Source organism: Microbacterium sp. 22195, assembly GCF_052056515.1.
Classification (GTDB): Bacteria; Actinomycetota; Actinomycetes; order Actinomycetales; family Microbacteriaceae; genus Microbacterium.
Genome location: NZ_JBQEPE010000002.1, coordinates 55,681 through 82,154, shown reverse-complemented (window position 1 = coordinate 82,154; position 26,474 = coordinate 55,681). Strand labels below are relative to the sequence as shown.

General features: G+C 68.6%; 23 protein-coding genes. 6 read left to right on the top strand and 17 right to left on the bottom strand.

Going from position 1 to position 26,474, the window contains the following annotated elements:
* Nucleotides 1-3: 3 nt before the first annotated feature.
* The 12 genes from ACTJJ4_RS08370 to ACTJJ4_RS08315 all read right to left on the bottom strand — a co-directional run bounded on the left by ACTJJ4_RS08370 (nt 4) and on the right by ACTJJ4_RS08315 (nt 15,642).
* Nucleotides 4-657, bottom strand: a complete 654-nt coding sequence (locus ACTJJ4_RS08370) for a 4-carboxy-4-hydroxy-2-oxoadipate aldolase/oxaloacetate decarboxylase (RefSeq protein ID WP_440942901.1) — start codon at nt 655-657, stop codon at nt 4-6.
* On the bottom strand, nt 654-1,310 hold the full coding sequence (locus ACTJJ4_RS08365) for an RraA family protein (protein WP_440942900.1): 657 nt from the start codon (nt 1,308-1,310) through the stop codon (nt 654-656). The genes ACTJJ4_RS08370 and ACTJJ4_RS08365 overlap by 4 nt, the downstream gene beginning before the upstream one ends.
* A gap of 4 nt (nt 1,311-1,314) precedes the next feature.
* Nucleotides 1,315-1,977 carry an RraA family protein gene (locus ACTJJ4_RS08360; protein WP_440943258.1) on the bottom strand — a complete coding sequence of 221 codons (663 nt, stop codon included), beginning with the start codon at nt 1,975-1,977 and terminating at the stop codon, nt 1,315-1,317.
* Between the two features lies 1 nt (nt 1,978).
* Nucleotides 1,979-2,995: a hypothetical protein gene (locus ACTJJ4_RS08355; protein ID WP_440942899.1), complete on the bottom strand. Its 1,017-nt coding sequence runs from the start codon at nt 2,993-2,995 to the stop codon at nt 1,979-1,981.
* 31 nt (nt 2,996-3,026) lie between these two features.
* A complete protein-coding gene (locus ACTJJ4_RS08350) occupies nt 3,027-4,028 on the bottom strand; it encodes an amidohydrolase family protein (RefSeq protein ID WP_440942898.1) in 1,002 nt (333 codons plus the stop codon).
* Between the two features lie 148 nt (nt 4,029-4,176).
* Complete coding sequence (locus ACTJJ4_RS08345; protein WP_440942897.1) at nt 4,177-6,048, bottom strand: FAD-dependent oxidoreductase; 1,872 nt, start codon at nt 6,046-6,048, stop codon at nt 4,177-4,179.
* Nucleotides 6,049-6,248: 200 nt separating this feature from the next.
* Nucleotides 6,249-7,697, bottom strand: a complete 1,449-nt coding sequence (locus tag ACTJJ4_RS08340) for an aldehyde dehydrogenase family protein (RefSeq protein ID WP_440942896.1) — start codon at nt 7,695-7,697, stop codon at nt 6,249-6,251.
* A 138-nt stretch (nt 7,698-7,835) separates the two neighbouring features.
* Nucleotides 7,836-8,624, bottom strand: coding sequence for an aldehyde dehydrogenase family protein (locus ACTJJ4_RS08335; protein WP_440942895.1), 789 nt, complete (start codon nt 8,622-8,624; stop codon nt 7,836-7,838).
* Nucleotides 8,557-9,315, bottom strand: coding sequence for an aldehyde dehydrogenase family protein (locus tag ACTJJ4_RS08330; protein WP_440942894.1), 759 nt, complete (start codon nt 9,313-9,315; stop codon nt 8,557-8,559). The genes ACTJJ4_RS08335 and ACTJJ4_RS08330 overlap by 68 nt, the downstream gene beginning before the upstream one ends.
* Nucleotides 9,312-11,180 (bottom strand): FAD-dependent oxidoreductase, encoded by a 1,869-nt coding sequence (locus ACTJJ4_RS08325; protein WP_440942893.1) that lies wholly within the window; start codon nt 11,178-11,180, stop codon nt 9,312-9,314. Before ACTJJ4_RS08325 ends, ACTJJ4_RS08330 begins: the two co-directional genes overlap by 4 nt.
* Nucleotides 11,181-11,220: 40 nt before the next feature.
* The gene (locus ACTJJ4_RS08320) at nt 11,221-12,906 is read right to left on the bottom strand and encodes a thiamine pyrophosphate-binding protein (RefSeq protein WP_440942892.1); all 1,686 of its coding nucleotides are present in this window, start codon (nt 12,904-12,906) and stop codon (nt 11,221-11,223) included.
* 213 nt (nt 12,907-13,119) lie between these two features.
* Nucleotides 13,120-15,642, bottom strand: a complete 2,523-nt coding sequence (locus ACTJJ4_RS08315) for an ATP-dependent Clp protease ATP-binding subunit (protein WP_440942891.1) — start codon at nt 15,640-15,642, stop codon at nt 13,120-13,122.
* 329 nt (nt 15,643-15,971) lie between these two features.
* Here ACTJJ4_RS08315 and ACTJJ4_RS08310 point away from each other — a divergent pair, with 329 nt between their 5' ends.
* The 6 genes from ACTJJ4_RS08310 (at nt 15,972) to ACTJJ4_RS08285 (ending at nt 19,709) form a co-directional block, all read left to right on the top strand.
* Nucleotides 15,972-16,586, top strand: a complete 615-nt coding sequence (locus ACTJJ4_RS08310; RefSeq protein WP_440942890.1) for a hypothetical protein — start codon at nt 15,972-15,974, stop codon at nt 16,584-16,586.
* A complete protein-coding gene (locus tag ACTJJ4_RS08305; protein WP_440942889.1) occupies nt 16,586-17,194 on the top strand; it encodes a hypothetical protein in 609 nt (202 codons plus the stop codon). The genes ACTJJ4_RS08310 and ACTJJ4_RS08305 overlap by 1 nt, the downstream gene beginning before the upstream one ends.
* The gene (locus ACTJJ4_RS08300; RefSeq protein WP_440942888.1) at nt 17,194-17,961 is read left to right on the top strand and encodes a hypothetical protein; all 768 of its coding nucleotides are present in this window, start codon (nt 17,194-17,196) and stop codon (nt 17,959-17,961) included. Before ACTJJ4_RS08305 ends, ACTJJ4_RS08300 begins: the two co-directional genes overlap by 1 nt.
* The gene (locus tag ACTJJ4_RS08295) at nt 17,958-18,197 is read left to right on the top strand and encodes a helix-turn-helix domain-containing protein (RefSeq protein WP_440942887.1); all 240 of its coding nucleotides are present in this window, start codon (nt 17,958-17,960) and stop codon (nt 18,195-18,197) included. The genes ACTJJ4_RS08300 and ACTJJ4_RS08295 overlap by 4 nt, the downstream gene beginning before the upstream one ends.
* Nucleotides 18,198-18,292: 95 nt before the next feature.
* Complete coding sequence (locus tag ACTJJ4_RS08290; protein WP_440942886.1) at nt 18,293-18,535, top strand: helix-turn-helix domain-containing protein; 243 nt, start codon at nt 18,293-18,295, stop codon at nt 18,533-18,535.
* The gene (locus tag ACTJJ4_RS08285; protein WP_440942885.1) at nt 18,519-19,709 is read left to right on the top strand and encodes a type II toxin-antitoxin system HipA family toxin; all 1,191 of its coding nucleotides are present in this window, start codon (nt 18,519-18,521) and stop codon (nt 19,707-19,709) included. Before ACTJJ4_RS08290 ends, ACTJJ4_RS08285 begins: the two co-directional genes overlap by 17 nt.
* Before the next feature lie 12 nt (nt 19,710-19,721).
* On the opposite strand, the gene ACTJJ4_RS08280 is transcribed toward ACTJJ4_RS08285, so the two are convergent.
* From ACTJJ4_RS08280 to ACTJJ4_RS08260, 5 genes are all read right to left on the bottom strand, one after another.
* Nucleotides 19,722-20,054 (bottom strand): YbjQ family protein, encoded by a 333-nt coding sequence (locus ACTJJ4_RS08280; RefSeq protein ID WP_440942884.1) that lies wholly within the window; start codon nt 20,052-20,054, stop codon nt 19,722-19,724.
* 23 nt (nt 20,055-20,077) lie between these two features.
* Entirely contained in the window at nt 20,078-21,283 is a 1,206-nt protein-coding gene (locus tag ACTJJ4_RS08275) for an exonuclease domain-containing protein (RefSeq protein ID WP_440942883.1), read from the bottom strand.
* Between the two features lie 225 nt (nt 21,284-21,508).
* Nucleotides 21,509-22,546, bottom strand: coding sequence for an Eco57I restriction-modification methylase domain-containing protein (locus ACTJJ4_RS08270; protein ID WP_440942882.1), 1,038 nt, complete (start codon nt 22,544-22,546; stop codon nt 21,509-21,511).
* Nucleotide 22,547: 1 nt separating this feature from the next.
* Complete coding sequence (locus ACTJJ4_RS08265) at nt 22,548-25,829, bottom strand: DEAD/DEAH box helicase (RefSeq protein ID WP_440942881.1); 3,282 nt, start codon at nt 25,827-25,829, stop codon at nt 22,548-22,550.
* Complete coding sequence (locus ACTJJ4_RS08260) at nt 25,822-26,469, bottom strand: hypothetical protein (protein ID WP_440942880.1); 648 nt, start codon at nt 26,467-26,469, stop codon at nt 25,822-25,824. The genes ACTJJ4_RS08265 and ACTJJ4_RS08260 overlap by 8 nt, the downstream gene beginning before the upstream one ends.
* Between the last annotated feature and the right edge of the window lie 5 nt (nt 26,470-26,474).

Here is a 26,474-nt window from a genome sequence, read left to right as displayed (position 1 = left end):
CGATCAGCGCTCGGCCGGCCCGCGCTCCGGCGCTCCGAGGCCGCGGAAGTCGTAGAGGTCGAGTGTGCTCTCGCCGTCCCGCAGCCTGGCCATGAAGGCGTCCTCCTTGGCGGCGCGCTCCCGCGAGGACGCGAGCACCTCGTCGTAGCGCGCCGAGGGGATGACGGCGATGCCGTCGCGGTCGGCGACGATCACGTCGCCCCGGTGGACGACCCGTCCGCGCAGGGTGACGGGACGACCGAGCACTCCCGGCCACTGCTTGATCGTGCCGCGGATGGAGATGGAGGTGCTGAAGGCGGGAAAACCCAGGCCCGCCAGCTGCGCGGTGTCGCGCACGCCGCCGTCGATGACGAGACCCCGGATGCCGCGCGCCTGCGCGGCGACCGTCATGACCTCGCCCCAGTATCCGTGGGCGCCGCCGCCCGCGTCCACGACGAGCACATCTCCTTCGCCGGCAGCCTCGATGCCGTGGTGCAGGGCGAGATTGTCACCGAGCTGGGCGGACACCGGGTACGCGTGCCCGACGATCTGCGCGCCCTCCCAGGCGGGGCGGAACGCCGCGTCCAGGAAGCAGTCGCTGCGCGACGCCTCGTAGAGCGTGGCGCTGCCGAGCCGCAGCAGCTCCTCGGCATCCTGCAGAGCGTCGGCGGACGTCATCCCTCGGCCCTCTGCAGGTTGTGGTAGCCGAATCGGGCGCGGGCCTCGGCGATGGTGGCGCCGTTCAGTGCCGCCTCGAGGATCGAGTCCTCGCGGCGGTGGATGGTCTCGGCGGTCTCGAGGATGTCCTCCTCGATGTCCTGGGGGATGACGACGACCCCGTCGGAGTCGCCGAGCAGGATGTCGCCGGGGCGCACGGTCACGCCGCCGATCGTGACGGGGCCCTGCTCCTCGGCGACCTCGACGCGGTCCTTGCCTGTGCGCATGAAGCGGCCGTGGCTGTAGATCGGGTAGCCGAGCGAGAGCGCACGGTGGGTGTCGCGGCACACCCCCTCGATGACCGTCCCCGCGATGCCGCGCTGATGCGCGACGGCGGTCAGGATGTCGCCCCAGACCGTGCAGTCGACGCGCGCGTCGTTGTCGAGCACGACCACCTGACCGGGCTGCACCTGGTCGATGTAGTCGCCGACCGTGCCCGCGGGCGTCTGCGCGCTGACGTAGCGGACGGTGTAGGCCCGGCCCACCATGTGCTGCCCGTCGGCGAGCGGGGCGAGGCCCAGCAGGCTGCCGGGACGGACGTGCTTGTCGAGCGCATCCGACACGGTCGCCGTGCCGAGCGCGGCGAATCTCTGGACGATGGCGTCGTCTGACATGCGATCACTCCGAAGCTGTGATGGTGGGGAACTGGGAATCGTGCATGACCTCGCTCACGTCGCGGCCGCTGCGCACGGCCTCGGCCATCCGCGACTCCCGATCGGCGATGCGGCCGGCGAGCTCGACGACGCGCTCGACGTCGGCTGCGGCGACGAAGACGACGCCGTTGACGTCCGCGATCACGTAGTCATGCGACGCCACCGAGACGCCGGCGACCTGGATGCGCTCGTCCATCGCCTGCTGCACGATCCGGCCGCGCGCACTGACCGGCACGGCCTGACGGGCGAACACGGGCAGCCCCAGTGCTTCGCTCTCCTGCACGTCGCGGCAGGCGCCGTCGACGATGACGCCGGCGATGCCGCGCTGGACGGCGGCCTCGGCGAGCAGGCCGCCCCAGCAGGAGACGTCCGTGCGGCCGTGGTTGTCGATGACGACGACGTCGTCGGGGTCGGCGACGGCGACCAGCGGCGTGGCGATGTGGGTGGCGGGGCCGGCGGATGCCTTGGGCGCCGCGGTGACCGTGCGCACCCGGCCCGCCACCGTGCGCCCGGCGGGCCACATCGGCGTGAGCGCCGTCACGGCGCCGGGGAGCCCGAGGGTGTCGAGGGCATCCGAGACGGCGCAGCTGTCCAGCGCGCGCAGCGCCGCGACGATGGCATCCGTCATCTCAGGCACGCCCCCAGGTGACGAATCCCATCGCGTTGCCGGTGCCGGCCTCGGTGCGGTAGCACGGCTCGTAGTCGACGCCCGTGACCTGCAGGCCGACCTCGTCGGCGATGCCGGCCACGGCGATCCAGTTGCGCAGCTCGGAGGCGCCCGACATCATCTCACCGGCGGGGACCTGGGAGAGGTACTCCGCGTCGTGGTTCCTCATGGCCTCGATGAACTCGCGGTCGAGCTTCTCGTCGATGACGAAGTGGCTGAGCCCGCCGGACGCGACGACGCCCACCCGCAGGTCGCCGGGGAAGGACTGGATCGCCCGCCCGACGGCGCGGCCGAAGTCGTAGCAGCGCTTGGCGCTCGGCGGGTTCGGCTCCCAGAAGGTGTTGATGAAGATCGGCACCATGGGCACCGTGGAGTCCTCGCCCATGAAGCGCTGGTAGATGAAGCCGAAGCCGTGCGGGATCGAGTGGTTCTCGTAGCGGCCCGCCGGGACGATCTCGGTCGCGCCGGTGTCGAAGTCCTCGGCCTGCGTCGACTGGATGATGTGCTTGCCCAGCCCGCGATGCGTGGGGCGGATGATCGTGTGATCGGGCACGTCGCCCATCGCCGCCTCTGCGAGGCCGGGCGCCATCTCGTCGAGCTGCGCCTGCGTGAACGGCACGTGCGCGACCTCGTCGCCCCAGAACACCGAGAACGGCGCGAGCCACTCGTCGCCGTAGGTCTCCTTGTGGTCGCTGGAGACGATGACCAGCACGTCCACGTCCTGCGCCTTGATGTACTCGGCGACCTTGTCCATCGAGCCCTGGCAGCTGTCCCAGCGGCGCTGCATCACGTCGTGCGTGATCTCGTGCGAGAAGTCCTCGCGCAGTTCGCGGAGCTCGTCGAACGTGTACGTGCCGCCGCGGAACTTCAGGCCCTTGCTGCGGCGGTCGGCGACGCCGCGGGTCTCCCAGGCCTCCGGCGGGGCGGCCTTCAACTGCGGTCCGTGCGAGGTGCCGAATCCGGCGACGATCTCGGTCATGGTCGGTCCTTTCCCGAATTGCGTTCGGTGCCTACAGGCGGAAGAGGCTGCGGGCGTTGTTCTCGAGCACGTCGGCGCGGCGGTCCGCGTCGAGCCACTCGATGTCGTCGATGAGCAGGTGGATGTCGTCGAACCAGCGGCCGGTCTCCGGGTCGATCTGGGATCCGGTGCCGGGCTTCTCCGAGCCGAACAGCACGCGGTCGGTTCCGACGGCCTTCATCAGCAGCTCGAGGCTGTCCTGCGTGTAGAGGCAGGAGTCGAAGTAGAAGTTGCGCAGCTTGTCGAGGTACGAGACGCCGGTGCGCACGACGGAGGGCAGGAATCGACCCATCTGGTACGGGATCGCACCACCGCCGTGTGCGACGATCACCTTCAGGTCGGGGAAGTCCGCGAACACGTTCGCCTGGATCATGCTCCAGACCGAGACGGTCTCCTCCTGGATGAAGTGCAGGCTGTACGGCTCGCGCGCCGGGAACTTGCAGCCGGCCGAGTGCAGCAGCATCGGCACGTCGAGCTCGCAGAGCGCCTCGTACAGCGGATACCAGTACCGCTCGCCCATCGCCGGCGGCACCTCGGTGCCCTCGTACGGGTCGGAATTGACCATGGCGCCCACGAAGCCGAGCTCGGTGACCGCACGACGCAGTTCAGGCAGCCACTGCTCCACGGTGAGGTAGGGGCTCTGCGGAATGCCCGCGACGCCCTTGAACCGGCCGGGGAACAGCTCGGTCGTGCGCTTGATGATGTTGTTGGTCTCGGCCGTGAACCACTCGACGATGCGCGTGGGGCGCTCGGAGTGCATGGCGTGGAACGGACGCGGTGAGATGAGCTGCAGATCGATTCCGGCGCCGTCGATGTGCTCCATGTGGGAGACGTTTCCGAAGCTCGGGTGCGGCGCGTGGTACGAGGCGATCAGCGCATCGTCGCTGATCACGGGGGGCTTGCCGCCGTGTGACCCCCGTGCGGCCAGCAGCGACGCCTTCCACGCGTAGTACGAGTCGGGGGCGGTCATGTGGCCGTGGACATCGATGATCACGGTTACTCCTTCGGAATGTGTCGTACGACTCTGTTCGACGCTACGAGAGCGGCATCCGGCGAGGATCGGCCCGCTGCGGGAATCTCCCGCAGGCCGATCCGACACGGTGTACGAAGGGCGCGGCGAGTGGTCGCCGCGCCCTTCGTCGTCACTGCACCAGCACGCTGGCGGCGGCGCGGATCCGCTTCAGGAACGGCTCCGCGGGGTCGTGATCGGGGGCGTCGCCGCCGCGCAGCACGACCTCGAGCGCGTCGCGCAGAGCCGTCGCGCGGTCGGCGGGAGCGGATGCCGCACGCCAGGCGACCTTGCGGTCGGGACGCAGCAGCAGCGCGCCGTCGTCGTCGATCTGGCGCACGGCGCGCCAGCCCTCGTCGTCCGGGACGGCGACGACGGTGACGGGCATGGGCGCGGTCAGCGCGTCGACCGCCTGCTGCCACTCCCGCGCGGCATCCGCCGAGGTGAGCAGGGTGAGCCCGTGCTGACGGACCAGGTCGTGCGTCGACCGGGGCGCTCCCCCGGCGGCATCCGCGAGCCACACGTGCGGAAGGTGATGCCCGGGACGGGACGTCGGGTGGAAGGCCACGGGATCGGACTCGTCGCCCGGCACGGGCGTGCCGTCCGGCACGAACGCCCCGGCCCAGTAGTGGTACCCGGCCTCGACGCCGAGCTGACTGTAGTCGTGCGCGTTGTGCTCCACCTCGGCCGCCACGCGCCGGCGCATCTCGTCGCTCTCGGGGCCCTCGCCGACGAAGACCTCGAGATTGCGGAAGCCCTCCGCCTCGTCCTCGCTGAACCCGAGCGCTTCGGCGATCGGAGGGTGCCGGTTCGCGTTCTCGAGCGAGTGCGCCGTGTACCAGGCGACGATCGGACGCCGCTCGGCCTGGTAGCTGTCCAGCAGCGCCTCGGGGGCCTCCTCGCGCAGCACCGCCGACAGCTTCCAGCACAGGTTCTGCACGTCCTGGATGCCGCTGTTGAGGCCCAGGCCTCCGGTGGGCGGATGCTTGTGCGCGGCGTCACCGGCGAGGAAGACCCGCCCCGCGCGGAAGCGCTTGGCGACCAGCCCGTTGTAGTTCCACCTGGTCATCGAGTGCATCGTGATCTCGTGGTCGTCGGCCAGGCCCAGCATCCGCCGGATCGACTCGAAGAGCGCGCTCTCGTCGTCGGGGTCGCCCTCGATCATCCACGCGGCCACCGAGACCAGCCACTCCTCCGAGTCGCGGTTGTAGTGCGTGGGTCCGAGCGCCTGGATCGTGCCGCGCCGGCGTGCACCGCCGGCGGGGTGCAGGAAGTGGCCGAGCAGGGCATCCGGCTCCGACCAGGACGAGAGGTCGAGGCTGACATGGTAGTTGACCACCTCGCGCATGTCGCGAGGGCCCTCCAGCTCGATGCCCAGCATGTCGGCGCTGTTGCGCCCGCCGTCCGCGGCGACGACGTAGCGCGCACGCACCTGCCGGATCTCACCGGTGTCCCGGTCGCGGATCCGGACGATCGCGGCCTCGACGTCCTGGTCGATGCCGACGACCTCCTGCCCCTGACGGATCCTGCCAGGAGCGGCGGCGACGGCGTGCTTGTGGATGAGCGGGTCGAGGCGCAGCTGCGGCATGTTCGCGAACGCGCGCGGGCTCGACGAGCGGTAGCGCTCGGCGTCCTCACCGCCTCCCCAGGCCGGGACCTCGCCGATCTTCAGACCGTCGAAGCGGCCGGGGCCCGTGGCGGTCGTGTACCAGACCGCCTTGCGCCAGCGATCGTGCTGCGGTGTCGCCGCGTAGATGTCATCGGCGACCCCCATGTCGTGGAAGGCCTCCATGGTCCTGGTGTTGAGCAGGTGCGCTCGCGGGAAGCGGAACACGAAGTCGCGACGCTCGACGAGGAGCACGTCGATCCCGCGCTGCGCCAGCAGGATCGCGCAGGACAGCCCGACGGGGCCGCCGCCCATGATCAGCACCTCGGTCGACTCCGGCCAGACGTCGTCATCGATGGGGGGCAGGGACAGGCTGCGACTGTTCTGGGATGCGGACACGGACTCCTCCTCGACTGCGGGAACCCCAGATTATGAAGCGCCTCCCCCGCCGGGATACGTGAGTCCGGCGTGAAACTCGGGCTCCGATTCCGACACGATGTCGCATCGAGGACTCCGCACGCCGCCGGGGGACGACGAAGGGGCGAGCCGTGCCTCTCCGCACGCCTCGCCCCTGGTCTCGGCCGGATCGCGGCCGGCTCTCAAGCCGAGATCGTCGGCACCGTCACCCACTGCCAGTATGTGAACTCGTCGAGGTTCCAGTGGCCGCCGTGCCGTCCGCCGTTGCCGGATGCGCCGATGCCGCCCATCGGGATGTGCGCGGCGTCGTAGATCGTCTGCCCGTTCACGGCGACCATGCCGGCCCGCAGCCGCGAGGCGAAGCCCAGCGCGCGCGCCACGTCACGGCTGTGGATCGCGGCGGACAGGCCGTAGTCGCTGGCGTTCGCCAGAGCGAGGGCCTCCTCCTCCGTCGAGAACCGGGTGATCGGCGCCACGGGTCCGAAGATCTCCTGCCGGAAGGCGGCGTTGTCGGAGGTCACACCGTCCAGGATCGTCGGCTGGTAGAAGACGCCGTCGTGGGTGCCGCCCCGCACGATCCGCGCGCCGTCCGCCACGGCGGCATCGACGATGCCCTGCACGCGCTCCGCCTGGCCGACGGTGATCAGCGGTCCGAGCGTCGTCTCGGGCGAGAGCGGGTCGCCGAGGCGCATCCGCTCGGTCGCGGCGCGCATCCGCTCGATGTACTCGTCGGCGATGCTCTCGTGCACGAGGTGCCGTCCGGTGGCCATGCAGATCTGCCCCTGATGCCGGAAGGAGCCGCCGAGGCCGCTCGCGACGGCGTGGTCCAGGTCGGCGTCGGCCATCACGATGAAGGCGTTGTTGCCGCCGAGTTCGAGCACCACCCGCTTGAGCAGTCCGCCGGCGACCTCGCCGACGCGCTTGCCCGCCGCCGATGATCCGGTGAACGAGATGACATTCGTGTGCGGGGAGCGCACGACGGCCTCGCCGGTCTCGGGCCCGCCGGGGAGGACGTGCAGCACTCCGTCGGGGAGACCCGCCCTGGCGAAGGCCTCGGCGATGGCCGCGCCTCCGGAGAAGGCGGTCTTGACGTCGGGCTTGACGATGACGGCGTTGCCGAGCGCGATGGCCGGGGCCACGGACCGGATCGCGAGCATGAGCGGTGCGTTCCACGGCGCGATCACGCCGACCACCCCGACCGGGATGCGGCGGGCGATGCCGAGCGTGCTCGGGTCCTCGACGGGCAGGATGTCGCCCTGGGATCGGGTCACGAGGCCGGCCGCCTCGACGAGCTCGTCGATGGCCTTGTCCACCTCGTGCCTGGCCTTGCCGGGCAGCGACCCGCTCTCCCGGATCAGCACGTCCTCGACGTCGGCTCGGATCTCGCGCATCGCCTCGGCCGCACGATGGAGCACATCGGCCCTGGTGCGGTAGGAGGCGCGGCCCCACTCGGCCTGCGCTGCGACCGCTCGCCGGCCTGCCCGCTCCACGTCGCCCTCGTCGGCGATGCCGACCTTCCCGACGATGCTCCCGTCACCGGGAGAGACGATGGGAAGTGCACCGCCGCCCGGCTCGCGCCAGCCGTCCGAGAAGATGCGCCCGTCGGCCTCGGAGCGATCCCATCGCGTCATCGTCGACCTCCAGCTGTGCGTGCGTGAGCGGAACCGTTGCGATGCTAGCCGCTCACCGGAGGCACCGGCTCCGCATCGCGTAGCGAAGCGCCCTCCGCAGCATCGACACCATGTCGCACTGGATGCGGGGCGTGATCGTCACGTCGTCGGGACCGTCACCCACTGCCAGTGCGTGAACTCGTCGAGGTTCCAGCGATCCCCGTGCCTGCTGCCGTTGCCGGAGGCGCCCATTCCGCCCATCGGGATGTGCGGCGCGTCGTACACGGTCTGCCCGTTGATGGCGATCATCCCGACGCGCAGGCGCTGGGCCAGCCCCAGCGCCCTCCCCACGTCGCGGGTGTGGATCGCGGCCGTCAGCCCGTAGTCCGTGCCGTCGGCCAGGCGCAGCGCCTCCTCATCGGAGGAGAAGCGCGTCACCGGCGCCACCGGCCCGAAGATCTCCGAGCGGAAGGCGGCGTTCCGCTCGTCCACGCCGTCCAGCACCGTCGGCTCGTAGAAGGGTCCCTCGTGCGCGCCTCCGGTCACGAGGCGCGCACCGCCGGCGACCGCCTGATCCACGATCTCCTGCACCCGCTCGGCCTGCGCGGTGCTGATCAGCGGTCCCAGAGCGGCTCCGGGCGCTGACGGATCGACGGGGGCCATCGCGGCGACGGCGTCCGTGAGCCTCCGCACGTACTCGTCGGCGACGCTCTCGTGCACGAGATGCCGGCCGGTGGCCATGCAGACCTGCCCCTGGTGCCGGAACGCGCCGCCGACGCCGCAGCGCACGGCGAGATCGAGATCGGCGTCCGCCAGCACGATGATCGCGTTGTTGCCGCCGAGCTCCAGGCTGACTCTCTTCAGCATCCGCCCGGCGATCTCACCCACCCGGCGGCCGGCGGCGGATGAGCCCGTGAACGCGATCACACCCGTGCGGGGCGAGCTCACCACGGCCTCGCCGGTCTCGGCATCCCCCGGGAGCACGTGCAGAACCCCCCTCCGGGAGGCCGGCGCGCTCGAAGATCTCGGCGATCAGCGCACCGCCCGAGAACGGCGTCTTGATGTCGGGTTTCACGAGCACGGCGTTGCCCAGGGCGATCGCCGGCGCCACCGAACGGATCGCGAGCGTCAGCGGTGCGTTCCACGGCGCGATCACGCCGACCACCCCGACCGGGATGCGCCGGGCGATGCCCAGCGTGCCCGGATCCTCGACGGGCAGGAGATCGCCCTGCGACATCGTGGTCAGGCGAGCGGCCGCCTCCAGCTCGGCGATCGCCTTGGCGACCTCATAGCGGGCCTTGAGCGGCAGCGATCCCGACTCCTGCACCAGCATCCGCTCCGCCTCCGGCTGCAGCTCGCGGAGCGCCGCGGCCGCGCGGGCGAGCACCCCGGTTCGCACCTGGTACGACGCCGTGGCCCAGTCGCGCTGGGCTGCGACGGCGATGCCTGCCGCCCGCTCGACGTCGTCCTCCCCCGCCACGCCGGTCTCGCCGACGCGGCTGCCGTCACCTGGGGAGATGACGGCGGCGACCCCGCGCGAACCGGGCCGCCACCCGCCGCTGTAGATGCGCCCCTGCGCGCGGCTCAGGTCCCACTGCGCGTCGCGCCGCCCGCCGGCCTCCGCAGCGGCGCTCGTCATCGGACGAGCACCCCCGCCGCGGCGCGGATGCGCTCGAGGTACGGCGCTGCGAGGTCCTCGGCGGGGATGTCTCCCCCGCGCACGACCGTCTGCCGCGCGTCGCGGAACGCCGACTCCGGATCGTCAGGCAGCTGCGTCGCCCGCCACGCGACCTTCCTGTCCGGTCGCACGAGCAGGGCGCCGCTCTCCGTGATCTGCCGGACGGATGCCCAGGAGCCGTCCCCGTCGAACACGGGGACCACGCTGACGGGCATCGCACCGCCGACGGCGGTCACGGCGTCCTTCCACCGGGGCGCGGCGGTCGGCGAGGTGAGCAGCGTCAGTCCCTCCGCCTTCACGAGGTCGTGCACGGCCCGCCTGCCGCTCTCGCCGGCGGACGGCGCGAGCCAGGCGTGCGGCAGATGATGCCCTGGGCGCGAGGTGGAGTGGAAGGTGATCGGGTCGGACTGGTCGCCGGGCAGCGGCGTCCCGTCGGGCACGAAGGCACCGGCCCAGTAGTGGTAGCCGCACTCGACGGCGAGCTGGCCGTAGTCGTAGGCGTTGTGCTGCACGGCCGCCTCCACCTCCCGGCGCATGCGCTCGCCCTCCGGGGTGTCCGACACATACCTCTCCAGGCTGCGGAAGCCCTCGGCTTCGTCCTCGCCGAAGCCGAGGGCGATCGCGATCGGAGGGTGCCGGTTCGCGTTCTCGAGCGAGTGCGCCGTGTACCAGGCGACCGTCGGACGGCGCTCGGCGTCATAGCTGTCGAGCAGCGCGTCGGGGGCCTGGCCGTGCAGCACGGCGGCGATCTTCCAGCACAGGTTGTGCGCGTCCTGGATGCCGCCGTTGACGCCGAGCCCTCCTGTCGGCGGATGCTGATGTCCGGCGTCCCCCGCCAGGAAGGCCCGCCCGGAGCGGAAGCGCTCCGCGATCAGGCCGTTGTAGGTCCAGTGGGTCGTGGAGATCATCTCGATGTCGTGGTCGTCCGGCAGGCCCAGCATCCGCCGGATCGAGTCGAACAGCACGGTCTCGTCGTCGCGGTCGCCCTCCACCATCCAGGCGGCGACGGAGACCAGCCATTCCTCCGAGTGCCGGTCGTAGTGCTCTGGCCCGATGGCCTGGATCGTGCCGCGGCGGCGCGCACCCCCGGCGGGATGCATGAAGTGCGCCAGCAGCGCGTCCTCCTCCGCCCATCCCGACAGGTCCATCTTCACGTGGTAGTTGACGACCTCGCGCAGATCGGCACGGCCGTCCTGCTCGATGCCGAGCAGGCGCCCGCTGTCGCGGCCGCCGTCGGCGGCGATCAGGTACTTCGCGCGGACACGATGCCGCTCGCCGGTCTCGACGCCCTGGACGGTCGCGGTGATCGACTCCGCGTCCTGCTCGATGGCCACGACCTCCTGCAGCTTGCGGATGCGCCCCGGCGCGTCGGCGAGCGCATGCCGGTGCAGGAGGGGATCCAGCCGGATCTGGGGCATGTTCGCATGCCGGCGGGGGCCGGCCGACGCGTAGCGCTCAGCGTCCTCGCCGCCGCCCCAGGCCACCACCTCGCCGATCTTCATGCCGTCGAACGGGCCGTCCCCGAGCGCCGTGGTGTACCAGACGGCCTTGCGCCAGCGATCGTGCTTCGGTGTCGCCGCGTAGATGTCGTCGGCGACGCCCATGTCGCTGAACGCCTCCATGGTCCGCATGTTCAGCAAGTGCGCCCGCGGGAACCGGAACACGAAGTCCCGCCGGTCCACGAGCAGCACGTCGATGCCGCGCTGCGCCAGGAGGAGGGCGCAGGAGAGCCCGACCGGTCCGCCGCCCATGATCAGGACGTCGGTCTGCTCCGGCCAGTCGTCCTCGCCGAGGGGCGGGAGGGTTCGGGTGTCGTCGGCGTGCATGCGCTGCTCCTTCTCTGTCGTCTCGGCATCGGTTCCGGGCTCACGCCCAGAGGTCGTCGTTCACGCGGATCTCGATCAGACGCGGTCCGTCGGTCTCGTCGAGTGCCAGGTGCGCCCGCAGCTCGTCCCGCAGCGAGGAGGACCCGTCCACGACCACGGACGGGATGCCGAAGGATGCCGCGAGCGCGGCGATGTCGACGCCGCTGATGTCGGTGAGCGGGTAGTCGTCGTGCTGCCGGGCCGCGCCGCCGCTCTGGCGGAGACCGGAGACCACTGCCTGATAGCGGCCGTTGTTCACCACGACGAACGTCACCGGCAGGTGCGAGCGCGCCGCGGTCCAGAGCGCGGGGACCCCGAACTGCACCACCCCGTCTCCGACGACGGCGAGCGTGCGCTCCTCGCGGGCGAGCGCGACGCCGAGGGCCGCCCCCATCCCCCAGCCGAGCGAGCCGCTGGCGGTCGCGAACAGCGTGTCGCGCCGGGTGCGGGTGAGGAACCGGAGAAGCGGCAGCGTGGAGGTCACGGCATCCAGCACGAGGAGCCTCTCGCCGCCGACCGTGTCGGCCAGCACCCGCATCGCGGACGCGGCGCTGAACGAAGCGCCCTCCGAGACCAGCGGCACCTCGTCCTCCCATCGCCGGCGCTGTCCGGCGGCGTGGTCGAGAACGGCAGTCAGCCAGGCGGCCCGTTCGGCGGATGCCGCCGGATCGACGTCCCCGCCGGATGCCGGCTCTTCGACGCTCTCGGCGAGCAGCTCGAGCGCGAGCCGGGTGTCGCCGACGACGGCACAGGCGGTGCGGTGCCTTCTGCCGGGCTCGGCGGCGTCCTCGGCGATGTGGAGGATCGGCACTCCCTGCGGCACGCTCGGCCGCTCGGACGAGAACTCCAGCGGCGTGGGCATGCCCGCCAGCACCAGCAGGTCGCAGTCCGCCAGGAGCGGGGCGGACGGCTCGAACAGCCCAGCGAAGGCCGGGTGATCCGTGCGGAACGACCACCTCTCCAGATCGCGGCGGGACTCCACCAGCACGGGGGCTCCGGTGCGCTCGGCCAGTCGCTCCAGGGCTGCCTCGGCGCCGCGCCTGGCGACGTCGGATCCCGCGACGATCACCGGATGCCGCGCGTGGCGCAGCAGCTCGGCGGCCTCGCGCAGGGCATCCGGATCCGGGCTCTGGCGTGCGGACGATCGCACGTGCGCGTGCCCCGCCGCACCGGCTTCGGAGCTCAGATGGTTCTGCGGCACGGTCAGCACCGCGGGCTGCTCGGGCACGACCCCGGTGCTCCACAGCATCCGCGACACGTCGTCGAGCAGGTCCTCCGGGCGCAGGTTCTGCCAGACGTGCCCCGCATACGGCGCCGCCGTCTCGAGCAGCCGGGGCGAGGTGGTCAGCGCCCGATGCGGCAGCGTGGCGGTGCCCTTGATCCCCGCGAGCACCGCGACCCGGCTGCGCGCGACCTGCGCCGCGTACAGGTGCGCCAGGCCGTTGGCGACGCCGACGTTCGTGTGCAGGTAGGCGACGCCGATGCCTCCGGAGGCGCGGGCGTAGCCGTCCGCCATGCTCACGGCGATCGCCTCGTGCGTGGTCAGGATGAACTCCGGCACGTGGGTCTCACCGCGCAGTTCGACGATCGCGTCCATCACGGGGATCTCGCTGGTGCCCGGGCAGCAGAACACGTGCCGCACCTGCCACTCGGCCAGTGCTCCGATGAGTGCGGATGCCGCGGACATGTCACCCTCCCTCCCGGGCGACGGTGCCCCGGGACGATCACTCGAACGCTACGGGAGCCGTCCCGCGGCCGCATCGACATGGCGGAGGAAGAGCGGGTGCCGGTTTGCGACGCCGCGTCGGCACGGGCCGCCCGGGCTGCGGTCCGCTGCGCCGGGAGACGACGAAGGGCCCGGATGCCGAAGCATCCGGGCCCTCGTGTCCGTGCGGACCGGTCAGCCTGCGGCCAGATCCGGGGTGGACGGGATCGTCGGGGTGGTGTTGACACCGACCGAGACCTTCTCGCCGCGCGGAGCCGCGTCGAAGGTGAACCTGCCGTCGGCGACGTCGACCTTCACGTGGTCGCCGCTGTTCAGCTCGCCGTGCAGGATCTTCTCGGAGAGCTGGTCCTCGACCTCGCGCTGCATGGCGCGGCGCAGCGGCCGGGCGCCGAGCGCCGGGTCGAAGCCGATCTCGATGAGCTTGTCCTTCGCGGCATCCGACAGCTCCACGGTCATGTCGCGGTCGAGCAGGCGGTCGGCCAGCTGCTTGACGAACAGGCCCACGATCTGACGGAGCTCGTCCTTGTTCAGCTGCGGGAACACGATGATGTCGTCGAGACGGTTCAGGAACTCGGGCTTGAAGTGACGCTTGAGCTCCTCGTCGACCTTGCCCTTCATCCGCTCGTAGGTGGTCTGGGAGTTGCCCTCCACCTGGAAGCCGACCGGTCCACCGGCGATCGCCGACGAGCCGAGGTTGGTCGTCATGATGATCACGGTGTTCTTGAAGTCGACCACGCGACCCTGACCGTCGGTCAGGCGACCCTCTTCGAGGATCTGCAGCAGCGAGTTGAAGATGTCCGGGTGCGCCTTCTCGATCTCGTCGAACAGCACGACGGAGAACGGCTTGCGGCGCACCTTCTCGGTGAGCTGGCCGCCCTCTTCGAATCCGACGAATCCGGGAGGGGCGCCGAACAGACGCGAGACGGTGTGCTTCTCACCGAACTCCGACATGTCGAGGGAGATCAGGGCCGCCTCGTCGTCGAACAGGAACTCGGCGAGCGCCTTGGCGAGCTCGGTCTTTCCGACGCCGGTGGGGCCGGCGAAGATGAACGAGCCGGAGGGACGCTTCGGGTCCTTCAGACCGGCGCGCTGGCGGCGGATCGTGCGGGAGAGGGCGGCGATCGCCTCCTCCTGTCCGATGACGCGCTGGTGCAGCGCCTTCTCCATGAACACGAGGCGGCTGGACTCCTCCTCGGTGAGCTTGAAGACGGGGATGCCGGTGGCCTGGGCGAGCACCTCGGCGATCAGGCCCTCGTCCACGACCGCGGGGGTCGAGACGTCGCCGCTCTTCCACTGCTTCTCCAGGCGCAGCCGCTCGCCGAGCAGCTCCTTCTCCTGGTCGCGCAGAGCCGCGGCCTTCTCGAAGTCCTGCTCTTCGGAGGCGGCCTCCTTGTCCTCGCGGACCTTGGCGATCCTCTCGTCGAACTCGCGCAGCTCGGGCGGGGAGGACAGGATGCTCAGGCGCAGACGTGCACCGGCCTCGTCGATCAGGTCGATCGCCTTGTCCGGGAGGAACCGGTCGCTGACGTACCGGTCGGCGAGGTTCGCCGCGGCGACGAGCGCGCCGTCGGTGATCTGCACCTTGTGGTGCGCCTCGTAGCGGTCGCGCAGCCCCTTCAGGATGTTGATCGCGTGCGGCAGCGTGGGCTCGTTGACCTGCACCGGCTGGAAGCGGCGCTCAAGCGCAGCATCCTTCTCGAAGTACTTGCGGTACTCGTCGAGCGTGGTCGCGCCGATCGTCTGCAGCTCGCCGCGGGCGAGCAGCGGCTTGAGGATGCTGGCCGCGTCGATCGCGCCCTCGGCGGCACCCGCACCCACCAGGGTGTGGATCTCGTCGATGAAGACGATGATGTCGCCGCGGGTGCGGATCTCCTTGGTGACCTTCTTCAGGCGCTCCTCGAAGTCACCGCGGTAGCGGGAACCGGCGATGAGCGAGCCCAGGTCGAGCGAGTAGAGCTGCTTGTCCTTGAGCGTCTCGGGCACGTCGCCCTTGACGATCGCCTGCGCCAGGCCCTCGACGACGGCGGTCTTGCCGACGCCGGGCTCGCCGATCAGGACGGGGTTGTTCTTGGAGCGGCGGGAGAGGATCTGCATGACCCGCTCCGCCTCCTTCTCGCGCCCGATCACCGGGTCGAGCTTGCCCTCGCGGGCGGCCTGCGTGAGGTTGCGACCGAACTGGTCGAGCACCTGCGAACCGCCCTGCGCGGATGCCGGGCCCTCGTTCGTCTGCGCACCGACCGTGGCGGCCTCGCGCCCGCCGGGGGCGCCGGAGAGCAGCTGGATGACCTGCTGGCGCACCTTGTTCAGGTCGGCGCCGAGCTTGACGAGCACCTGAGCCGCGACGCCCTCGCCCTCGCGGATGAGGCCGAGCAGGATGTGCTCGGTGCCGATGTAGTTGTGGCCGAGCTGCAGCGCCTCGCGCAGGGACAGCTCGAGCACCTTCTTGGCACGCGGGGTGAACGGGATGTGGCCGGTCGGCTGCTGCTGGCCCTGGCCGATGATGTCCTGAACCTGCTCGCGCACCGCGTCGAGGGAGATGCCCAGGCTCTCGAGCGCCTTCGCAGCGACACCCTCACCCTCGTGGATGAGGCCGAGCAGGATGTGCTCGGTGCCGATGTAGTTGTGGTTGAGCATCTTCGCCTCTTCCTGGGCGAGGACGACCACACGACGGGCTCGGTCCGTGAATCTCTCGAACATGCTGTGACTCCTTGGCTCTACGCCTGGCACACAGCTTCAGCTGCGGCCTTGTATCGAGGGTAACGACCGGCGCGGGGTCGGACGGCCGTGTTCGCCGTCGGCATACCTTCTGTTGCGAGTGACTTCGGGATGCCGGCGTGGGGCGGGCTCCGCGAATCTTCCTGCGTTCGCAGAACGGGGACCCCTCCCGCTGCGCGGGCCCCTCCCCGATGCTCACTCCCGGAAGCTTCGCTGCGCCCTCACGTTCAAGAGACCTTGACGCCCTTATCGACTGTCGTTATGTTAACGAAAAGCGATAACAACGATTGTCGATACGGAGGGTTGACGGGATGAACAGCAGGAGCAGGGGGATGCCGCTGGCCGAGGCCGTCACGCTCGGACTGGTGGCGACGGGAGCGGTGAGCATCGCGATCGCGGCGCTGACGGGGGCGGTGGGCAGGGCGATCGAGATCTTCTCCTCGCCGGTCGCGGTGAGCATGCCGGTGCACGATGCCGAGGTGCCGGCGCTCGCGGGCGCCGCAGGGGTGGCATCCGCCGAGTTCACGGAGTCGACGGTGTCGTTCGAGACGCTGGACGCCGGCGTCCGCTGGCTGCTGCTGGGCGAGACGGTGCTGCCGGCGCTGGCCACCATCATGGTCTGCATGACGCTGTGGTGGCTCGGGTTCTCGCTGATCCGCCAGCGGGCGTTCCGCCGGTCGATGGTGCCCGTGCTGGCGACGGCGTCTCTGAGCCTGATCGTCGCGGGTATGATCGCGCCGCTGCTCGGCGGGATCGCACGGGCCGAGGCCGTGAAGGCGCTGCCGGAGTCGGCATCCGACATGTTCTGGACGTTCCTGGTGCGGCTCGACGCGAGCCCGATCGGCTGGGGCATCGCGCTCGCGCTGATCGCCGCCGCGTTCGAGGTGGGCCGGCGGATGCAGCGCGACACGGAGGGACTGGTCTGATGGGCGAGACGAAAAGCGAGAAGCAGGATGCCGTGACGGTCGTGGGCGTCGGAGTCCTGGCCGCACTGTTCACCCTCTACTGGGGCGTGATGCGCGCATGGCGGACCTTCGGTTCGCCGGACGGCATCGCCTGGAACATCACCGTCGACGAGACACCCGTCAACGTGACGGTCGGCTCGGACACCGGATCGGTCGATGTGATCATGCGCGAGGGGATCGTCTACTCCGATCAAGTGAACGCGGTCTCCGTCACCATGATCGCCGTGTCCATTGCCGCATCTGTGCTGACCGCGCTCGTCGTGATCGCCTGCATCGTCTACCTGGCTCACTGCGCACTACGCGGGCACCTGTTCCGCACGGGCACGATCCAGGTGTGGAACGTCATCGCGGGCGCGCTGATCGGCGGCGGAGCACTCATGTTGTTCGGGGACACTCTCGGCGGCAACGGCGTGCTCGCGGCAGTCGGACTGGGCGACGCCGAGGTATCACCCTCCGTCGGCTTCCAGGGCTACGCGCCGATGTTCGCGGTCGCCATCGCGTGCGGTCTTGTGAGCATCGCATTCCGGCGCGGGGTGCGTCTGCAGAAGGAGACGGAAGGACTGGTCTGATGCAACTCACATCGACGGATCTGCTCGGCGGGCTGGGATGGATCGCGCTGTGGCTCGCGATCGTCGGGGTGATCGTGGCCTTCTCTATCTGGCGCGCCCGCCGGCACGGCAGCACCACGCTCGCACTGGACGTGACGCGCAATGCATCCCTTGCATACCTGCTCATCTGTGCCGTTGGAGTCGTGATGACCGGAGTCAGCTCCCTGAGCTCGGCCTCGCTGGTCCTTGACGACTCGACGCAGCGTCGGGTGACCGACCAGCAGGACTTCTTGCGCACCTCGCACTGCAGCATCGACGGCGTGTTCCCAGACGAGCCCACTTCTCAACCGCGCTCCGGGCTGATGAAGTACTGCCAGGGCTGGATCGACAATGCGCCCTTCGGCCCGCGCTTTGTCATCTTCCTCGGCGCGCTGCTCGGCATCCTCGCCTCCGCCGCGATCGCTTGGGCGATCTACACGGCAACGCGGCGAGCGAGCCTGCGGGACCCGTTCCATCCGTCCGTGTCACGCACGTTCGGAATAGCGTCTATCTCGGTCATGATCGCTGGTGCCGTGAGCGCGATCGTGACATCGATCGGCATGACGCTGGCGGCTCGGTCGCTTGATTGGGACCCGGATGCGTGTCCCGTCCCGTTCGAGCTCAGCGTCCCGCTCTGGCCGTTCGCCGCCGCCGTCGGGCTCTTCGCCCTGTCGGCGATCTTCCGTTACGGCGCACAGCTGCAGCGCGAGAAGGAGCAGCTGCAGCGAGAGACGGAAGGCCTCGTATGAGCCCCGCCGACGCGGACGACGAGTTCACGGGCATCCATTGCCGGCTCGACGAGCTGCTCGCCGAGCGCGGCATGACGCTGACCGAGCTGAGCGCACGGGTCGGCGTGAGCATCGTGAACCTGTCCGTGCTGAAGAACGACCGCGCACGGGCGATCCGCTACTCCACGCTGCGTGCGATCTGCGACGCGCTGGAATGCGAGGTGGGCGAGCTGCTCGTGCTCGCGGATCGCCGCTGACGTCAGCATCCGGTATCGCGATATCACGATACCGGATCGATATCGCGATTTTCCGATATCGCGGTGCTATCGTGATATTCCGATAGGAGGATGCCATGGAACGTCGTGCACGGCTGCGCACACCTGCGGATGTAGGCCTCGCGCTGCAGCAGTCCCGGATCGCGAGCGGCATGACGCAGACCGAACTCGCCGCCGAACTCGACATCCCGCAGAGCACGGTGAGCGAGATCGAGAGCGGCAAGGCGACGATCCACCTGCGCCGCATTCTGGACATGGCTCGCGCCTCCGGACTGGAGCTATCGGCGACCTGGACCGAGGACCATGCGACTCGCAGTTGAACTGTACGGCACGTCGATCGGCACCCTTGAAGGCGATGCGCGAACCTTCGACTTCACGCCGAGCGATGCCGCGATCGAGCGATTCGGAGCGAACAGCCCGGTGCTGTCTGTCGCGATTCCCATGACGCCGACGCAGCGCCGCGACCGAGCCGGCCGGCGACGGAACTGGTTCGGCGAGTTGCTTCCCGAGGGCGACCAGTACGGCTTCATGCTGGCGCAGGCTTCGATCCGCCGAGGCGACACACCGGCATTCCTGGCCCACTACGGCCGGGACGTCGCGGGCGCCCTGCAGATCTGGAATCTGGACGATCCAACCGAGCCGAAGCGACCGTCGCTGCACCCTGTTGATGCCGCGCAGATCCGCGCCCTGCTGGAGGATCCAATCCGCTCCCCGCTGGGCAATGATCCCCGTCTGGGCAAGACCTCGCTCGGTGGCGTCCAGCCGAAGATCGCCCTGACTCGCACCCGCAAAGGCTGGGCTCAAGCGCTGGGCGGATCCCCCACGACGCACATCCTCAAGCCCCAGTTGGCCGAGCGCCCGACGATGATCTTCGACGAGGAGTACGGAGCTCGGCTCGTGCGAGGCCTGTGGCTCGCATCGTTCGAGACCCGCATCGAAGCGTTCGACGGGCTCCCCACGCTCGTGATCGAGCGTTTTGACCGCCGCGACGGCGAGCGAGTGCATCAAGAGGATTTCAATCAGGCGCTCGGCGGTGTAGTCAGCCTGCAACGGGTCGCAGCGGAGATCAGTCGGTCCGCCCCGGGTCGCAGCCTCCGCTCACTCGCCGAGATGGTGACGCTGAGCGTGGCCATCGGGAACCTCGACCTGCACACGAAGAACCTCGGGCTGCTGCATCCGGTGAACGGCGATGTCGAGCTGGCTCCGGCGTACGACGTCGTGCCGCACGCGCATTTCCCGGGCGATGGCCGGTTGGCGCTCGCCGTGAACGGTGTCTATCGGCTCGCCGAGGTCGAGCGCGCCGACCTCGTCGCGGAGTTCACCACGTGGGGGCTGCAGCGGGCGGATGCTGTCGTGACGGAGACGCTGGAGCGACTGGATGCTCTGGTCACGGTCGAGCAGCCGCTCAATGGCGCGGCTGCTTCCATGCATGCCCAGATTCAGATCTTCATCGCGAATCTGCTGTCCGGCCGGGCGATGGGCGCAGGCGGCTGAGGGCAGGGTGTCTCAGGATGCTGGGGGCTCCAGCGGCTCGATGACCACCGCCGTGCCGTAGGCGCAGATCTCGAAGAAGTTCTGGACGGAGCTGTTGTCGTACCGCATGGCGACGACGGCGTTCGCACCGCGCTGCACGGCCTCCGCCCACATGCGGTTCACCGCCTCCATCCGGCTCTCGTAGAGCACCTGGCTGAACTCGGGGATCTCGCCGCCGCCGAGCGACCGGAAGCCGGCCGTGAAACCCTGCCCGAAGCTCGAGGAGCGCACGGTCAGGCCCATCACCTCGCCGAGCACCTGCGTGATCCGGTAGCCCGGAACGTCGTTCGTCGTCATCGTGAACATGCGTCAGCTCCCCTGCGTGCAGATCAGCTCTTCGTCTGAAGATACGCCTCGAACACGCGCTCGAACTCGGCCTCGGTGACGATCGGGATGCCGTGCGCGCGGGCGGTCCTGGCCTTGCCCGTCTGGCTCGCAGCATCCGCCGCGACCAGCACTGCGCAGCTCTTCGTGACGCTGCCGGTCACGAGGCCGGCATCCGTGACGAGCCGTGCCCAGTCCTCGGCGGGCCGGCTCAGAGCGCCGTCGAACACGACGCGCGCTCCGGGCGCGAGGGTGAACGCTCGCTCGTCACCGGCAGGCTCGTCGACCTCGGGGATCTCGGGCACCGGAAGGTCGAGGATCGTCGCGATCTGGACCAGCTCGCGGCGCTCGTCGGCGGTGACGACGCCGTCGGCGAGCACCTCGACGTAGGCGGCCGCGAGGTACGAGGCGTGCAAGGTGACGAGGCGCTGCGGACTGAGCTGGGTCAGTTCGGCGATCGCGTCGAGACGCGAGTACTCGCCGGTCGAGATCAGTCCGTCCTCCAGGACGCGGACCAGCATGTCGAGGTAGACCGCGGATGCCGCGTCAAGCGTGCCCTGAGGGATGCTGACGCGCTCCCACAGGGGGCGCTCGGCGGTGTCGACGAACCCGTCGGCCGTCGTGGAGGCGCGGGCCGTCCCTGTCGCAGTCGTGGATCCGTCGGCGGAGAGCGGGAACGCCGCATTCGCGGCATCCGTCCGCCAGTCGTCGGAGCTGCCCTCGCGCGCGATCAGCGCCGCGAGGATCGCGGCCTTCGCACGGGCGTCGCCCAGTGCGGGCCGCGCAGGGTCGTAGTCGATGTCGAGCACGGCGCACACGTCGCCGAGCCGCGAGACGCCGAACGCCCTGTGCGACCACAGCATGGTGTCGAGCGCGTCGAACGTGGCAGGGAGCACGAATCCGTCGGACGCCAGCTCCGACTTGAGGAACCTCAGGTCGAACTCCTGGTTGTGCGCGACGAGCGTGCGCCCGCTGAGCAGGCCGACCAGGTGCGCCGCGACGTCGCCGATCAGCGGTGCGCCGGCGAGATCCTCGGATCGGATGCCGCGGAGCTGAGCCCGCCCCGCGTCACGCTGCGGGTTCACGAGCGTGGTCCACTCGTGCTCCGGGCGCCCGTCGTCGTCGACGAGCACGATCGCGAGCTCGATGATGCGGTCCCCGCGAGCCGGCGAGAAGCCTGTGGTCTCAAGATCGATGACGGCGTAGGCCATTGGATTTTCCCCCTGTTGCAACGTCTGGACGTGCCCTTCGATCTTGGCAGAGGTGCGAGCAGCTGGATACGCGCTCAGGCGTGCTTCCTGCTCCTGAGCGGCGAGCGAGGCCATCCGTGCGGAGACCGACACGATCATGTCATCGGACGATGGCCCTTCCGCACGGCGAAGCGGCCCACGGACGGCGGGGATGCGACGGCTGAACATCCGATTCGCTCTGGCTCGTCACGTCATGGGTTTGACATGGGACTCGATGAAGTCGATGTCCTCGGCGGTGAGGTCATACTTCGCGTAGAGCTGCCGGTCAATATCGGAGACGCTCTTCGTCCAATCGATGTCGGAGTCAGCGGTGAAATCTTGGAGCGGGACGTGCTTCCAGACCTTCGCCGGATTGTGCTGCGTGATCTTCAGGACTCCGAGCAGCACACGAGCGAACTTCGTCTTTATGTACTTGAGAGCCGCCTGCGCCTCTGCTTCGTCGACAAAACTTCCGATGGTCAAGAACGTCTGGGTAACGGCGACGTGCGGCTCAAGCACCAGGGGTGACGAGAGCACCTCGCCGAGCACGCCCGAGCCGTTAGCGGCCGCCACCGCAACTTTGTAAGACGTCAGTGCAGGGGTCCCGGAAACATACTCGCGCCGGATCCAGCGCTCCACGCGCTTCTTGCCTGCGAGACCGAGGACTCTCGTGTAGTCACCGTCGTCCGCGGGTCGGGTAGCACTGAACAGTTGGCTCAGTCGCTGAAACGCGTGCGGGCCGATCACATACTGATGGCCCTCGGAAAGGATGCCGGCCGCGGAGGGATGGTCTTCATGCATCGTTTCCGTGTAGCGGTACGAACGACCACTGGTAAAACCGGCATCAGTCAGCGGCTTGAATCCAAAGCCAGAAACGCGATGCACGATGTCGTTCAACTCTTGAAACTTGGTGAAGGCTCCAATCGGTTCTCCGGAGCGCTCCGCATCGCGATAGGTGACCGCAATGCCACCTTTGATATCCGTCCCCGGGAACAAATCGTCACTGTTCGGGGCGTAGTACGGGACGCTCAGATGAGGGTCACTGAGCATCTTCGCGTTCCACGCCTTCGGCGTGTAACCCGCGTTGAAGAGAAAACGAGCAGGTGTGATGAGCACGACCTTGGTCCCGACCTCGTACGCAGCCTCCATGAACTGGTGGTAGATCGGCATTGCGTGCGTCGCCTCGCCCGTTGCTTCTTCCTGGTACGGCGGGTTCCCGATGACGACATCGAACTTCTTGACCATCTCAGCTGCCTTCCTGGAGCATGTCATCGAGCAGCGCCTCGCGCTCGGCTGCTGTCATCGCAGCGATGTCGCCGACTCTGAAGTGATCGGACTCGATCATCCACCGCTTGCGCTCCGCGTTGCCGCCCGACACCGCTTCGATCGTGATGTCGTGCAGGATCCGGTTGTGACTCATCTCGAAGATCTGCCTGGTGAGGATGTGATGCAGTCGCTCGGACTGGTCAGGGAGGGTCGCCGCAAGCCCGGCGTCGAGGCGGCGCACAAGCTCCATCAGGAAAAGGCCGGCGGTCGAGAAGAAGTCCGCGAACGTCCGAGTCGGATCCGAGAAGATGCCGGGGTTCGCCTCCTCGAGCAGATCCACCATCTGCTTGACCACCGGTTGCGGCGTGAACACGAGCGACGACTTCTGACGCGGGATGTAAGCGAAGATGTCCTCCGTGAGCGTGGCATCGAAGTAGTCCGCGAGCTCGGTTTTCTTGGCGAGGAACTCCTGCACTGCCTGATCGAAAACGGCCGCATCGAAGAGGCCCGGGATTCGAGTGACCGTGCCGTCCTCCTCGGTGATCTCCTGGCCGTCGCGCAAGATGCGGAAGTCCGCCTCACTGATGCCTGTGATCTCCTCGAAGACATCGTCGGGAGTGTGATCGTCGAAGTTGGACAGGCGGAGATCCGCCGACCCGTACGCCATCAGGAACATCGGGATCGTTCGCGCGAACCCACGCAGATGGGCACGCGCCTCGTCCATCGCGGTGTTGGCGCGTTTCTGCTCCTTCCTCGTCTCCTCCCTTGTAACCACTTCGGTCGTGATCGATGCCGTCGTTTCCTTCAGGATCGCGATGATGTCAGCTTCGAAGACTCTGTCCTGCTCCGCGCGCTTGGCCGCGACCGCGTCCACCTCGGCATCCGTCGTGGCGTTCTCCAGTTCGTCGTCGAGATGCTTCTTCGCGATCCCGTGGTCGATGTAGGCGCGCTCGACGGCAGCGGTGACCACAGCCTCTGTGCGCTTCTCGTCCCTCGCGATCTGTGCTGCCGTGAGGTCGTACTCGTCCTTGAGCTTGTCCCGGGTCTCGCGAGCTTTGATGGTCACGAGCGCTGCAAGATCCTTCGCCGCCGTCGCTGCGGGCGTCGTCGGCGTGATCGCGGGAATCTCCTCGACGTGCCAGACCGGAGCTCCGAGTTCGGCGACCTTGGGCTTGATGACTGCTTCAGCATCGACCGCGACGTTGCCGTCCTCATCCGTGACGGGAATAGGTTCGTCGATCGTGATCGTGGTGCCGGGCTTGAGCTTGCCCTCCTTGGCCTCGGGCAGCTTCTCCAGGATGTTCATCACGTGCTCGGCGTAGCGGAAGATTCCCGACACGTTGGCGAACAGCAGATTGGACAGGAACCCACGACGGACGACCTCCCGCGCCTTAAACAGCTGCGGGAAGGTGAGCACCTGCGTGGCATCGAGTTCGACCATGCGGCCTTCGGAGTCCTCGCCGATCACGGGGAAGAAGTTGAGCAGCGTGCGGATGTTCTCACGCCGCGCGTCGGGGTCGCCTCCGGGATCAGGACGCAGGTTGTTAGCGAACTCGTCGAAGATGGTGAGGGTGCGCTCCGGCGCGAAGTCAAAGACATAGGCGTTCTTCTTCTGCAGCATCCGCTCTCCGCGCAGGAATGCATGCGGGTTCTGGGCGCGGAACGCGGCCTGCATGTAGAGCGAGGGCGACGAGAGATTCGACAGCATGAGCACTGCGGTCCACTCCGGCACGGTGACCCCCGTGGTCAGCTGTCCGACGGAGAGCGTGATAGTCCGGCCCCCGGTTTTCTCCGCCTCCGCGATAGCCGAGCGAACCCTGTCCAGAGACTTCGCCGAGCCGACATCATCCACGTCGTCTTCGCTCCGCCCATCCCCCGCGGCGAGGATGATCGTGTAGTCCTTGAACACCTCGTGCTGCTTGAGGAGCTTCTCCAGCGCCTTCGCTGAGGCGACCCGATTGAGCAACCAGAACGAGTGACGGATCTCGTCACGGAGCTCAGGCGTCGAGAAGGGGTACTTCTCATTCTCAGCGAGGCAGTCCAGAAACCTGACCACGTCGTCACGATGCTCGAAGACGCCGTTGTCCTTCACCGCGAAGAACTCGGCAAGGTCGAATGCGTAATCGATGCTCGCCTCATCTTCAGCCAGCGCGACACCCTCGGCGAGACGGTCGCTGATCATCCTGGACAGCTGGTATGTGAACATGTTGAGCGTCGGCAGATTCGCATAGGGGTTCTCGCGCTCCGCATCCGACCATCCGATGCGAGCGGACTGCTCGTCCTCGTAGGTCCAGTTGAAGATCTGCTCGGGCTCGAACTTCCCGGCGGCGAGCGCCCTGAACGGCGTACCGGACAGGTGCAGTGTGTGCTGGCGCTTGATCTTGTCGAAGGCGACATCGGTCTTCATCGTGTCGATGCCCTCATGAGCCTCGTCGATGACTAGCAGGTCCCAGTTGACATCGGCGATGTGCTTGAGCTTCTTGTGGTGACCACCGAAGTACTGAGACCCCTTGAGGTCCTGCAGCGAGAGGAACTCGACCAGGCCGGCGTTTGGATGCGCACCGAGGTACAGCGCCCACTGGCCGCGCGACATCACCTCGCGGCCAGCAAGGGAAGGCGAGTCCGAAACGAACACGTACGAGCTCTGATGCCCGATGAACCTGGTGAAATCGTCGAACCACGAGTTCGCGATTGCGGGACGGTTGGTGACGATCAGCACCTTCCGGGCATCCAGGCACCGCATCAGGTCGTACGTGGTGAGCGTCTTGCCGAAGCGGGGCTTGGCGTTCCAGAGGACCTCGGTGTGCCCTGATGCGAACGCGTCGAGGGCCTGCCGGACGGCAGCGTCTTGTTCAGGGCGTAACTCATAGTCTTCGGTCCCCGCTCGCTGGATCTCGGCGCCGCCTCCACTGGCGAAGTCAAGGAAGTATTGCTTCGACGTCAGAGGCGTGTCCGTGAAACGGTGCCACTCCGTGCGCGGCGTGAGCTCACGCTCGACGCCCTGCTGCTTGAGATAGGCGTGGAACTCGCGGTCGGTGAAGGCGCCACCGGCTTCGGTGGTGAAGAACGCACGCTGCGACCAGACCTTCCGCTTCTCGATCCCGAGTTGCGATGCCTGCTGCGCGATGCGCGCGTCGGCTCCGCCCTCCTGCTCGGTGTAGCCGATCTTCTCCCAGCCCTCGTATCTAGGGATGTCCGGAGTCGTCCACGCGTAGACCACGGGGACCACCTCGCGGAACGTGCTGATCCGCGGCTCAGTCATCGGTCCTCACCTCTTTGTGGACGTGATCGATGCGACACACTGCATATGCGTGTTGGGGTGGGAAATCCAGCACGCTGCGACCGGCCGCGGAGTCCCGCAGGGAGTCGAACGTGAATGCGACCCGGCGCACCATGGCCGGTTCGTTGAGCACTCGATGCCACCAGGAGTATTGGATCGCCCGCCCACGGTCGTCGCGACCGGTGAGCGTGTTACCGCAGATGATGTTGTGCTCGACAAGGGCGACCGCCGAACGGTACAGGTTGGTGCGGACTCCGCACGCGCCACCGACTCGCTGATGGAACGCGACGAACTCTGCCAGGAGAGCGGCCTGTGCCGCCCGGTGATTGTCCTCGAGCAGTTCCACGGCGTAGATGGAGGCCAACGCGAACAGCGACTCCGTCGGCCAGACTCCGGGCTGGTAGCGCCTCTCGACGGCGCGAAGCTTGCGCCGCAGGATCGCGACGAGGAAGTTCCCATCGCCAGCCGCGGGTTCGAAGAACGTCTTGTCGACGAAATTCGGTCCGGTCTCCAGTTCCGGGCGCACGAGGTCGAGCATCTGCTCGACCATGCGCCGGGGAGTGAACACTTCGCCGTGAGCCTTCACGCGGAGGCGCGACTTGATCAGCCGCTCGTCCGCCATCGCCG